The sequence below is a fragment of the Clostridium sp. AF34-10BH genome (assembly GCF_003478095.1).
Lineage (GTDB): Bacteria > Bacillota > Clostridia > Lachnospirales > Lachnospiraceae > Acetatifactor > Acetatifactor acetigignens.
The window spans coordinates 23,088-35,701 of sequence record NZ_QUEC01000026.1 but is presented as its reverse complement, the minus strand read 5'-3'; the positions used below and the strand labels follow the sequence as shown (position 1 = coordinate 35,701).

At 46.6% G+C, this 12,614-nt stretch carries 14 protein-coding genes; all 14 read right to left on the bottom strand.

Features of this window, described 5'->3' with window-relative positions; translation table 11 throughout:
- Positions 1–222: 222 nt before the first annotated feature.
- Positions 223–876 (bottom strand): fructose-6-phosphate aldolase, encoded by a 654-nt coding sequence (gene fsa, locus DWZ61_RS15080; protein WP_022312177.1) that lies wholly within the window; start codon positions 874–876, stop codon positions 223–225.
- A gap of 150 nt (positions 877–1,026) precedes the next feature.
- Complete coding sequence (locus tag DWZ61_RS15075) at positions 1,027–1,893, bottom strand: protein kinase (protein ID WP_182427121.1); 867 nt, start codon at positions 1,891–1,893, stop codon at positions 1,027–1,029.
- Complete coding sequence (locus DWZ61_RS19805; RefSeq protein WP_181968661.1) at positions 1,878–2,507, bottom strand: hypothetical protein; 630 nt, start codon at positions 2,505–2,507, stop codon at positions 1,878–1,880. The genes DWZ61_RS15075 and DWZ61_RS19805 overlap by 16 nt, the downstream gene beginning before the upstream one ends.
- A 197-nt stretch (positions 2,508–2,704) precedes the next feature.
- The gene (rseP, locus tag DWZ61_RS15070) at positions 2,705–3,760 is read right to left on the bottom strand and encodes an RIP metalloprotease RseP (protein ID WP_022312175.1); all 1,056 of its coding nucleotides are present in this window, start codon (positions 3,758–3,760) and stop codon (positions 2,705–2,707) included.
- Positions 3,761–4,915 (bottom strand): 1-deoxy-D-xylulose-5-phosphate reductoisomerase, encoded by a 1,155-nt coding sequence (locus tag DWZ61_RS15065; protein ID WP_118539459.1) that lies wholly within the window; start codon positions 4,913–4,915, stop codon positions 3,761–3,763. It abuts the gene before it with no gap.
- 32 nt (positions 4,916–4,947) lie between these two features.
- Positions 4,948–5,775: a phosphatidate cytidylyltransferase gene (locus tag DWZ61_RS15060; RefSeq protein WP_118505007.1), complete on the bottom strand. Its 828-nt coding sequence runs from the start codon at positions 5,773–5,775 to the stop codon at positions 4,948–4,950.
- Positions 5,776–5,778: 3 nt separating this feature from the next.
- The gene (locus DWZ61_RS15055) at positions 5,779–6,498 is read right to left on the bottom strand and encodes an isoprenyl transferase (protein ID WP_022312178.1); all 720 of its coding nucleotides are present in this window, start codon (positions 6,496–6,498) and stop codon (positions 5,779–5,781) included.
- Positions 6,499–6,512: 14 nt separating this feature from the next.
- A complete protein-coding gene (gene frr, locus DWZ61_RS15050) occupies positions 6,513–7,064 on the bottom strand; it encodes a ribosome recycling factor (RefSeq protein WP_022312179.1) in 552 nt (183 codons plus the stop codon).
- Positions 7,065–7,113: 49 nt separating this feature from the next.
- Complete coding sequence (pyrH, locus tag DWZ61_RS15045; protein WP_347475455.1) at positions 7,114–7,815, bottom strand: UMP kinase; 702 nt, start codon at positions 7,813–7,815, stop codon at positions 7,114–7,116.
- 7 nt (positions 7,816–7,822) lie between these two features.
- Positions 7,823–8,722, bottom strand: a complete 900-nt coding sequence (locus tag DWZ61_RS15040; protein WP_118539457.1) for a polymer-forming cytoskeletal protein — start codon at positions 8,720–8,722, stop codon at positions 7,823–7,825.
- A gap of 98 nt (positions 8,723–8,820) precedes the next feature.
- A complete protein-coding gene (locus DWZ61_RS15035) occupies positions 8,821–9,777 on the bottom strand; it encodes a polysaccharide deacetylase family protein (RefSeq protein WP_118539455.1) in 957 nt (318 codons plus the stop codon).
- Positions 9,778–9,991: 214 nt separating this feature from the next.
- Positions 9,992–10,216, bottom strand: coding sequence for a KTSC domain-containing protein (locus DWZ61_RS15030; RefSeq protein WP_022312183.1), 225 nt, complete (start codon positions 10,214–10,216; stop codon positions 9,992–9,994).
- Between the two features lie 349 nt (positions 10,217–10,565).
- A complete protein-coding gene (locus tag DWZ61_RS15025) occupies positions 10,566–11,060 on the bottom strand; it encodes a hypothetical protein (protein ID WP_147354722.1) in 495 nt (164 codons plus the stop codon).
- Positions 11,061–11,455: 395 nt separating this feature from the next.
- A complete protein-coding gene (locus DWZ61_RS15020) occupies positions 11,456–12,538 on the bottom strand; it encodes a hypothetical protein (RefSeq protein ID WP_243026431.1) in 1,083 nt (360 codons plus the stop codon).
- Positions 12,539–12,614 lie beyond the last annotated feature (76 nt).

Here is a 12,614-nt window from a genome sequence, read left to right as displayed (position 1 = left end):
GCACTCTCGAACCGCTACAGCCATTCGCATTCCGGGCTGTAGCCCTACTTGCTCACGGTGCGTCTTCTTTGGTGAATCACGCGCTTCTTCGTGCTTCGCACTCTCGAACCGCTACAGACATTCGCATTCCGGGCTATCGCCCTACTTGCTCATGTCTGTTTGTCCGTCTAATGCATAGGCGTTCCTGCCTGCAAGCAGTCGTCCTGCCTATGCATTGACAGACTATTCACCAAAGACTGCCTTATAATCTGCCTGGAACTTGGCGATACCGGCATCAGTCAGAGGATGCTTTACCATCTGCTCGATAACGGAATAAGGAACGGTAGCAATATCCGCACCTGCCAGTGCACAATCGGTTACATGGATGGGATTACGCACGCTTGCTGCGATGATCTGGGTATCCAGATCGGTCACTGCGAAAATATCAGCGATATCACGGATCAGATCTACACCTCTGGTGCTGATATCATCCAGTCTGCCCAGGAAAGGAGATACATAGGTAGCACCTGCGCGGGCAGCCAACAGAGCCTGGTTCGCAGAGAAGATCAGGGTCACATTGGTCTTGATTCCCTCAGAGCTTAATACCTTACATGCTTTTAAACCTTCTACAGTCATAGGGATCTTAACGACCATATTCGGATGGATCGCTGCAATCTCTCTTCCTTCTTTGATCATACCCTCTGCATCTACGGTGGTAGCCTTTACCTCACCGCTGATAGGTCCGTCCACGATGGATGCAATCTCTTTGATCACTTCTACGAAATCTCTGCCCTCTTTTGCGATCAGGGAGGGATTGGTAGTTACTCCGCAAATAACCCCCATGTCATTTGCTTTCTTAATGTCTTCTACTTTTGCAGTGTCAATAAAAAAACGCATAACTCTTCTCCTTTTTGCTATGTAAATTTAATTGCTTCCGGTCCTCATACGCTTCTTTGAACCTTTAGTTACAGTATACTCATTTCTCTCCAAAACAGCAAGCACTTTTTTGTAAAATTTCTTGATTGTGTTCGAGCACGGAACGTACAACTATGGGCAGTACAACTTCCGGACATAGTAAAAATCAGCTGCCCTACATGCACGTTTCCTCTCCCTCCCGGAATCATCCGTCACCATCAAAAGAGTACGCAGCATTTTGATCTCCGGGATACGATCCTTACGCTCTTCACAGGTTGCCATGGCGATCACTTTGCGAAGCCATTTTTCCTGTTTTTGCTCTTTTCGTCCGCAACGTTTTTCCGCATTACGCCTCCTTATTCCCCCAGATTGTCTGACTGTGCCGTCTGTGTCATCTCCCAACATAACTGCCAGCAGTCTGCCCACTGCATAGACATCACTCTCTTCCCCGGGAATCTCCCCCGGCACGAACTGCTCCGGAGCACTGAAGCTTCGGTTTCCCGCTCCCGACCAGTCCTGCTCCCGGTTCCACAGACATCCCAGATCCAGAATCCCCGCTCTTCCATCCACGCGGATGCGGATATTTTCCGGCTTCAGATCCCGGTAGAGAAACGGATGCGGCCGTTCATGCAGATATTGCAATCCCTCTGTAATCTGCAAAGCTATCCGGGCCGCCTGTCCCGGTGACAGTCTCCCCCTCCTGTCCAGCATTTTCCGCAAGTCACAGCCATCCCAGAATTCCATGACCAGATACCCCCATTCCCCGTCTGTCCAGTGTTCTCTGTAGGCCGGAAACAGAGGATGACAGATCTCTCTGCTGTTACGACACTCCTGTTCCCACTGTTCTGTAACTTTCGATATCTTACATGCCTGAAAGTCCCTTTTTTCGTCCCGGACGCGGTAAACCTTCGCGAAACTCCCCTTGCCCACAAATACCGGATCCCGATAGCCATGTTCCTTTAATGATCTGCCCATATTTTCTGTTATTCTCTGCTCCATCCTTTTCCTCCCATAACCGGCAGGATCCACACCGCTCCCATGTGTGTTCCTCCGTGTCTCTCCGCCTTTTCTCCCAGTTCCTTCAGCCGTCTTGCAGCGCCTTCCACGCGTTCCCGTGCATCCGGTCTTCCTGCAATCTGCGGTTGCAGACATGCTGTCAGTTCCTCTTCACAGAAATTCAGGAACCCATTGTCCGCCATCAACATGGCCGTCCCCGGTTCCACTTCTCCCGCCATGCAGGATTCCTGCATCGTCCTCCATTGTGTCCTGCCGAATCTCTGAAAACATCCACAGATCCGCATTCTCCCGTGACTGAAAAACAATACTCTGCTCCCCACGCATAAGATTCCCGCATAACTGTCATCCTGCTTTTGCTGCCTTATAATGTCCATCCATTTCTCCTGCAATATTTCTTCCCGAAACGGCCTCCAGACATTCTCTTCTTCCAGTTCCTCCTCCATTTTGTTTTGCAGACTTCTTACCAGTTCCCCGTTGTCCGAGATACAGGCGCATACCACGGAAATCCCCAGCCTACGGTATTTTCGTTGCTGCAAAGATAAAAACAGCTCTGCAGGTGTTTCCTTTTGCCAATAACAGGCTGTCACATGCTCCATACGCATTCCTCCTTTTTTATTCTTTTTTGTCCGTACTGTTTCTTACTTCAGTGTTACATTGCTACATCAGGAAATTTTTGCCGATCGGCATGAAATTTTTCAAAGAAATGTGCCTTGCACAAATATAAAAAGAGCATACCATGCGGTATGCCCTTTGTCAACGGATCTTACTTATTGAACGTCTTGAATTATCCGGCTTATCCGAAGATATTAACCAGATCATTAAATAACAGGAACACCATCAGTACCATGAAGAACATCAGTCCAATAAAGTGTACCATGCCTTCTTTTTCGGGAGGCACCGGCTTGTGTGTGATGGCTTCCCAGATCAGGAATACCAGTCGGCCGCCGTCCAGCGCTGGGATCGGCAGAAGATTCAGAATTCCCAGGTTAACAGTAAGCATCAGGGTGATGTTCAACATATTCACCAGTACATTCTGCCAGCCGTAATCCTTGGTACTTTCGTAGGTCTTGCCAACAACATTTACCGCGATGCCTACAGGGCCTGCCACATCCTGCCTGGAGACCTGCCCCTGCACCAGCATCGCCAGACTCTTCCAGGTCATGTTCACGCAGTAGCGCATCTCATACCAGGAATACCGGAAGCTGTCCAATCCGGACAGTTCTACGAAATCCGCATTACTGATGCCGATCAGATAGCGGCCTTCGCTCTCATCGTACTTCGGTGTCAGCGTTGTAGTTCCCTTTACACCATCCCTTTCATATTCCACCGCCACTTCTCCGCCACGGTAAGTCAGAGTAAATAACTGTATTTCTTCATACAGGTGTATTTTACTGCCATTTAAGGAAAGTATCCTGTCTCCGGCCTCCAGTCCCGCTTCCTGTGCGGCGCCGCCATCCACGATCTCCGTGGCTACCGGATCACGGATCACAATCAGATTCACCATAATAAAGGCAATGATAAAGCCCAGAATAAAGTTAAATATTGGTCCTGCCAACACGGTGGAAATCCTCGCCCACACATTGGCGTTCAGGAAAGATCCGCTGTGATCTTCACCGTCCTCCTTCTCATTCAGACCATCTTCCCCCTCAAACATACAGGCTCCGCCGATGGGAAGAAGCTTCAGGGAATATTTCGTGTCTCCTTTCTGGAAAGAAAACAGATTCGGGCCCATACCCACGGAAAATTCTATCACATGAATTCCATTGGCCTTCGCCAGCAGAAAATGTCCGAATTCATGTGAGATTACCACCACCCCAAAGATCAATACAAACAAGATCAAAGTAACCATTTATTGCCTCTCAGAATACACTTTTTCAATAAAATCATAGACAGATGCCTCTGTCTCCAGGATCTCCTCCACATTCGGATTCTCGATCACCTTATGCTGCTCCATGGCCTCACTGATCAGCTCCGGGATCTGAAGATAAGCGATCTTACGGTCTAAGAACAGTCCTACTGCTTTCTCGTTGGCTGCATTATACACCGTAGGCATACTGCCACCGATGCGCTGTGCATCATAAGCCAGCTTCAGGCCAAAGAATGTCTCCATATCCGGCTTTTCAAATGTGATCTGTGCCAGTTCATAGAAGTCCAGACGTTTTCCCGGCATTGGACGCCGATCCGGATAAAACAGCGCATACTGGATCGGCAGTTTCATATCCGGTGTTCCCAGCTGTGCGATCACCGCTCCGTCCACATACTGTACTGCGGAATGGATAATGCTCTGGGGATGCACAATGACCTGGATCTGATCCAGATCAACACCGAACAGCCACTTTACTTCCATGACTTCCAGACCTTTGTTCACCAGTGTGGAAGAATCAATGGTAATCTTCCGTCCCATGGACCAGTTGGGATGCTTCAAAGCATCCTCCACCTGAATATTCTGCAGCTGCTCTCTGGTCCTGCCGCGGAACGGTCCACCGGATGCCGTAAGCAGGATCTTCTCAATTCTTCCGGCCGGTTCTCCGTTCAGTGACTGGAAAATCGCGCTGTGTTCACTGTCCACCGGCAGGATCTTCACACCCATTTTCGCCGCTAACGGCATAATGATGTGCCCTGCCGTTACCAGCGTCTCCTTGTTAGCCAGGGCAATATCTTTTCCTGCTTCAATGGCAGCGATCGTCGGTCTGATACCAATCATTCCCACAATCGCCGTCACTAATACCTGTGACTGAGGCATTGTTGCGATCTCCAACAGACCATCCATGCCACTTACGACTTTCACAGGTAAATCCGCCACACGGCTCCGCAGGTCTGCTGCCGCTTCCTCACTCCACATGCCTGCGATCAGAGGATGGAATTCTCTGATCTGCTGTTCCATCTGTTCTACGCTTTTTCCGGCAGCCAGTGCTGCCACCTGCAATTCCGGATTATTGCGAACGACTTCCAGAGTCTGGGTTCCGATGGAGCCGGTAGACCCCAGAATTGCTATCTTTTTCATAGTGCTATGCTCCTTGTATCTTACCTTTGGGACTAACGCAGTCCAATCATCAGAATGGCAAGAAAATACGTCATCGGTGCTGTCACCGTCATGCTGTCAAACCGGTCCATGATCCCACCATGTCCGGGAATCAGTTTGCCATAATCCTTGATGTTATGGTTCCTCTTGATGGCAGATGCCGCCAAGTCACCGACCATACTCATCACCGCGCCCGCCGCACAGATGAATGCGATTGTCCAGGTGATGATCTGATCAGGGAATGCCGCTTCCACAAAGAAATGTGCATACAAACCACCGATCAGGGCTGCTCCGGCGACACCGCCGATACATCCCTCGAGAGACTTATGCGGGCTTAATTCCGGGAAAATATGCTTTTTTCCGATCAGTTTGCCTACGACATAGGCACAGGTATCGCATCCCCAGGAACTGATCAGGATCAGCCATACCAGATAGATTCCGGTCTCACACTCGCGGGTGAGATAGACAAAGGACAACAGCACCGGTGCATACAGGAAAGAGAACACTGCTGCCATAACCTGACTTGCCTGATATTTCGGAAAGGCTGCCACATAACAGAACATTTCCGCCATGAACAGTGCTACAATACACATCAGCAGTAATGTATGGTCTCTGGTGAAAAACAGTGTTGCATAATATGCCGTCACTCCCACAAAACCGATCCATTCCAGTGCATTAAATTTTTTCTCATCCGTTGCACATTTTAATGCCTTGGTAAGCTCTCTGTATGCAATCAGAGAAATAAGCCACAACGGCACTGCCAGAAATACATTGCCGAAGCTGAACGTAGCCAGTGCAATGGCAAGCAATACGATGCCACTGAGCAAACGGGTCCAAAACATAAGCTATTCCTCCTTCAGGCCGCCATATCTTCTGTCTCTATGATTATATGCTTCCACAGCCTTGATCAATTCTTCTTTTGTAAAATCCGGCCAGGGAACCGGGGTAAAATAAAACTCCGTATATGCCAGCTGCCACAACAGGAAATTGGAAATCCTCTGTTCATTACAGGTTCGGATCAGCAGATCCGGATCCGGAATTCCAGCAGTATCCAGGTATCCTTCCAGAGTATCTGCCGTGATCCCTGCAGGATCCACTTCTCCACTCTGTACTTTTGCGGACAGTTTTTTCACTGCACGGACAATCTCATCCCTGCCTCCGTAATTAATGGCAATCTGGAAATGCAGGCCATCGTTGTTCTTTGTGGCCTCTTCCAGTTCCGCGATCCGCGTCCGGATATCCTCATCCAGTCTGGTCTTGTCACCCAGGACTCTGACACACATACGGTTCTTCTCCGCTGTCTTCAGACAGGTCTTCATATAATTGCGGAGCAGCTTCATCAGCGCGTCCACTTCATCCTGCGGGCGGTTCCAGTTCTCTGTAGAAAAAGCATATACTGTCAGATACTGGATTCCCATACGGTACGCCTCTTCACAGATCACTTCCACCGTCTTGGCTCCCTGCATATGCCCGTAATTGCGGGGCATTCCCTTTGCTTTGGCCCAACGGCCGTTGCCGTCCAGAATAATTGCTACATGATTCGGAATTTTCAGATTCTCTTCCATAGTTTTAAACCTTCTTAAACCGTCATGATTTCCTTGGACTTGCTGTCGATCAGAGCATCAATATCCTTTACATACTTGTCGGTAAGCTTCTGCAGATCATCTTCCAGACCCTTGATCTCATCTTCGGATACTTCTGTCTTTGCCAGCTTCTTGAAGGCATCGTTGCCGTCTCTTCTGATATTACGGATAGCTACTTTGCCTTCCTCACCCTTCTTCTTTACTTCTTTTACCAGATCTTTTCTGCGTTCCTCGGTAAGCTCCGGGAATACCAGGCGGATCACACTGCCGTCGTTGGAAGGGTTGATACCGATATCGGAAGTCATGATTGCTTTCTCGATCTCTTTGATCAGAGACTTCTCCCAGGGAGCGATCTGGATGATACGTGCCTCGGGAACGGTTACATTACCCACCTGCTGAATGGGGGTAGGAGTTCCATAGTAGTCAACTCTCAGTTTGTCTAATACATGAGGGTTCGCACGTCCCGCACGGATAGCAGCAAAATCTGCCTCCAGAAACTCATAAGCCTTCTGCATCTTGTCACTATATACCTGTACTCTTGCGTCCATTGTTTTCCTCTCTTCTGCGCTCTGCGCCTTTCCATTTTATTTTCTGAAATTATACGGTTACCTTGGTTCCGTTGAACTTGCCCTTCAAGGTATTCACGATGCTGTTCTCTTCATTCAGGCCGAATACCCACATGGGCATCTTGTTGTCTCTGGCCAGAATGGAAGCGGTCATATCCACTACCTGAAGATTCTTGGCAATTACTTCATCAATAGATACTTCATCATATTTCTTCGCTGTAGGATCTTTGGCGGGATCTGCATTGTAGACACCGTCGATTGCCTTAGCCAGCAGAATGACATCTGCCTCTACCTCAATGGCACGAAGAACAACGCCGGTATCGGTGGAGAAATAAGGGTGTCCCGTACCACCTGCGAAGAACACTACCATACCTTTGGCAAAATATTTATTTGCTCTGTCCTTGGAAAACAGCTTGGTAAAGGATCCGCACTCAAAAGGTGTCAGGATATTGGTCATCATGCCTACGGAACGGAAAATCTCGGAGACATAAATACAGTTCATGATCGTAGCCAGCATTCCGATCTGGTCTGCCTTGGTACGGTCAATGTTCTCACTGGAACGTCCTCTCCAGAAATTGCCACCACCGATAACGATACCTACCTGAATACCGTCATCTACCAGTTCCTTTACCTGTAATGCTACCTTTCTGACGGTCTCCTCGTCAAAACCGGTCTTCTTCTCTCCTGCCAGTGCTTCTCCACTAAGCTTCAGTAATATTCTCTTCATGGTCATATGCTCCTTATTTTACTTTCTTTTTCTCGGGCTTGTAATCATCGAAGAAGGAAGTCGGGCTGACATCCGCATAGCACTGAGAGCACATACCTTCGATTACGGCACCGTTGTTGATCTGTACGGACTTGGACTTGATGTTGCCCATTACGATGGCGGAAGAATCCAGCACTACAGGTCCCTGTACATCAATATCGCCCTTTACCGCACCTGCAATAGCTGCGCTGATGGCAGTGATGTTGCCGATGACTACAGAACTTGCACCGATTTTTACAGAACCTTCGCTGACGATCTCACCGTTGATCTTGGCTCCCTCTGCAAAGATCTCGGCAGCCTTGGAATTTCCATTGATATATCCGGTAATATTCAGTTTGCCCAGAATATCAATATTTCCATTGATCGTACCTACCAGATCCATAGATCCTTCAGAACTTACATCTCCGGTGATAACCATACCTGCGGTGATAACTGCTGTTTCATCTGATGCGATTTTTGCGTCCATTCTCTTCTCTGCTCCTTTGCTATTCTCTGTATTCTCCTGCTTCAGAACACTGTCCACAGTCATATCGTTCTGAAGTATACTGTCCAGATCCCGTTCCGGTACGGCCTCTCCTATGGGAGTTTCCTCTATCCGGGATTCTTCTGCCGTTGTTTCCTCTTCCGGCTGTTCTTCTTTTTCCTGGGGAATTTCAATAGAATCCAGGTTCTTCAACATTTCTTCCAATGCTGCATTGTCATTTGGTGTCTCTTCCGCCTGCGGCTCCATCGGAGTCTCTTCCGTTGTCTCCTGCGTATTTTCCACCGGCTGCTCCTTCGTCTCTTCCACGGCTGCCTGATCCAGCTCTTCCTCCGGCATCAGTTCATTGACCGCCTGGGACAGATCTTCCTTCAAGTCTGAGAAAAATCCCATGATTATGTACCTCCATTTGTTTCTTGTTATTTATCAGCGGTTTTCGCGTTCTGCGAACGATCAAAACCGCAACAGGCATTCTCTTCTTACAGGTATTCCTACTCTATATGATGAATCGGCCTGGTATTTTCCGTAATCGGCAGGATCACTGTATCCGGCCGGGCCAGAATATTCTCTATGATATCCGGCAAAGCTTCCACTGTAGTCGGCTTCTCCGCGGAATCATGCAACAGTATGATAGACGTGTCTCTGGTATCGATATCCTTGGTACAGTTTTCCAGTAATGTATCCGTGGATAACTTCATGCTTCCGCCGTCTCCGGAAGACACATTCCAGTCGTAGTATTCCACTCCCTGACTGTCCAGATAATCGATAAAATCATGCATATCGATCTCGCTGACCGTATTGGAGCTTCCACCCGGGAACCGGTAACAGACACTCTCCACTCCGGTGGCCTGATAGATGTAGTCCCTGATCCGGACAAAATCCTGTGTAAAACTGTCCATTGATTCGTACAATTCCTTATATTTATGACTGTATGAATGCATTCCCAGCGTATGTCCCTCATCAACGATCCTTTGCAGCGCCTCTTCTGCATTGGTTCCTTCTTTTCCCACCACAAAAAATGTGGCTTTGACATTGTAGCTGTCTAAAATATCCAGGATGTCATTCGTATAAATACTGGGGCCATCATCGAACGTCAGATACACCTTGTGAATTTCTTCCTGCCCGGAGCTTTCCTCCGCCACCGGCTCTGAAGCTTCTGCACCGGAACTGTCCTCCTGTATCTGAGGTGTCTGTACCGGTGTACTCTTCTGCTCCTGCAACTGCTGCAGCAGCGTCTGTAACTCCTGATTCCGGATATCCAGTTCATCCAGTCTCTGCTCCAGTGTCTTCAAAGTTCCGTCAATCGTATGCAGCCTGCAGATCAGATACACACAGCACAGGAGCGGAATCACGATTCCCGCCGCCACGATACCTATGATCATCTTCTTCAACCGCTGCACTCTTTTTCGCCGGGCTTCCGGCAATGTCTGTTGCAGTTCTTTTGCCATGAATCTGTTAACGTCTCTCTTCCTATTTCGAAAATCTCAGCCTCCATCAGACAAGACTTCTGTAACAGTATAGCATATTCCACTTTTTTGGGAAAGAGATTTATGTAAAATGTTATTTTGTAACGCAGGAAGCCGCAGAAGATATTGCTATCTCTGCGGCTTCCTACGTTATAATTTCATTCCCCTGTTTGTATTCCCCGTATGCCTGGGTTCCCTACCCAATTTCCTGCATTCTTCGTTCCGGATAATGTCCCATAATGAAATTATGGAAAAAGAGTTCCGGAAGATGATGACTCCGAAAGCGATACCAGATATCCTCCGGTACATTATCAAACTGCCAGATCTGTCCGTTGTTTGCAAATTCGATTTCCAACATTTGCTGCTGGGCATCGTACCCGGCAGACTTGATCATGGGATTTGCCCACATTATTCGCTTCATCTTTTGTTCTCTCTTTCTCATTCTGCTTGTTGTCACCCCTGACATAAATGTCCATTAGCTGTAAGGCGTTCAGCTGTATCTTTTTCCTGAAAGATTTCCCCTTATACTTTCACGTGAAGATTTTTGTCCCACCCACTGTGACAATTGCAGTATATTTTATTTTTCCCTTCGTTTTCCCTTATGCAGGTTTTAGCATACTTTCTGAATACATTGTTGTATCCCCACCCCCAGTGGTTCCTGCTGCAAGTAATATGTACTTTGTATTTCTGCAGTTCATACATTATTAAGTTTTTTCGTAAGTGTAGCAAGGGTTTATTGTGTGTTGTTTGTTACCTGGTAGTTCTAATTGTTATAGTACGAATTTGAAGGCACCGGTGTCGTTGAAAACCTCCTCATATACATCATAATTTGCGTAATGTATGCAAGTAACACGATAAGTTTTTCCACTAACAGCATCGGGATAAATCAGACCACCACCAAACACTTCTTCATCATGATTTTCTGCACCATCAGAAGTCATTACAGTTTTCCATCCATACCACATTTTTTGCTGTACTTTAATATCCTTTACACCAATAACTGATGAAACTTCTGCTGCCGAAGTAGTAAAGGTCATTTCAAGCCCCTTAGTTGTAAATGCCAAAATTATTTCACAATCAAACAGAGTTGTTAACGGTTGTACTCCAAATGAGTTATAGCCTACTTCTTTATTGGCTATTGTTATATCAACATTTGCCATTTCACTTTGTATACTTTCTTCAGCTTGCACTTTTAGTCCTGACATAGGCGTAGCAAAAATCATTACCATTAATAATGCTATTGCTGTAACCCTCCATTTTTTCATTTTCCCTCTTCTCATTAGTCAGCTCCTTTCTTTTATATACAATGGTCATGCTACACTCTGGAGATATTGACGTTGTTTTCCTTAAATATCTCTCTATATACTTCATGACATATAATTCAATTTTCTTACATTTTTTATAATATATTTTTTTCAAAAGTTGATTGCATTAGTAACTTCTACTGCCATGCTTCAGAAAAAGAATTGCACGACTAACTTCTGCTTTGCCCTGTTTCTTGCCATTTTCAGGTTGTTTTTCATCCCTTTCTGACCTATAATAATTAAAAATGAATGGATTTTAGGGTACACTAAAGGAAGCCTCCAAAAGTCTTTTGCACGAGTAACTTCTGGTTGCCATCAACTGTTTATTCTTTTCTGTATCCTCCTGCCTGTTTTATTTATTTCAATAGTTCAGGCTTCAGACAGATTTCATCGGGTGGGATGATCTCCAGTCCAAGCTTTTCCATTGCATTTTTGTCAAATGACTTCAGGGCCTTCTTCATGGGTGTCGAACCATGAAGTTTAGGCCTTGTTGTATTATTGATGTGATTTACCATACGTAACACCTGCTCCTGGTTCAATCCATCAAACGAACTTCCCTTTGGCAGTACATATCTTATGTACTCATGATTCTTTTCCAGTTCTCCCTTTTGCTCAGAATGTCTCGATTCACAATAAAACTCTCTGGTACGCTTCTTTCCGTCATGTCCTTTTTCAAACAACTCCGGATCTGCAAACTCACATCCATTATCTGTCAGTATTACAGGAAACAGTTCCCGAAACATTTCACTTCCCAACGTCTCTTCCAACCAGTCAAAAGTAGCTACGGTATTCTTCATTTCTTTGGTTTCAATCAGAAATGCCAGCATCAGATTGTTTTCCGGCCATAACAGCGTATGAAGTAATTTCCCGCCTTTATTTCCTTCCACTGTGTCCATCTGTACCACTCGTATGCCTTCGTTTTTCGCAATAAAGTCAAGATAGTCTGAATAATGATGTCCTTCTTTTTTACGATAGCTGATTTTGGGAGTTGGAACGCTTCTCACTCTTTTTCGATATCTTACCGTTCTCCGCATATCCAGATTTCTTGCGGTCAGATAGCCGGCACTGATATACTTATAAAGCGTTCGTTCCCCACAGGGAATCTCTTCTGCATGATGCGCCAGGATATGTGCCAGGGGCTGTCCTTTCCTGATCAGCGGGCTCACAAGACTGTCCAATGCTGCCAGTTCATCTCTGGTCATGTCTATTCCCTGTCTGGATTTCCTAAGCGTTTCACAGTACTCCTTATGGGCATAATCAGCGTTATACAGGTACTTATCAAACAGACAGCTGATGGACTTGGGGCAGTTATTGCACACATAAGGCGCCTTGTGTTCTATTGGGCATGGTGCATCCACAAAGTCAGGACACAGCTTATTGCAGCTGATACACTCCCGGCATGGAATTCTGCACTTATGTCCCTTCTTCTTTTTACACACATCCCAACACCTGCAGCTGTTTCGGTATTTACACCGGTTTGGACTTGCATGAAGTATGCCATCCCTGTTTCGCAAC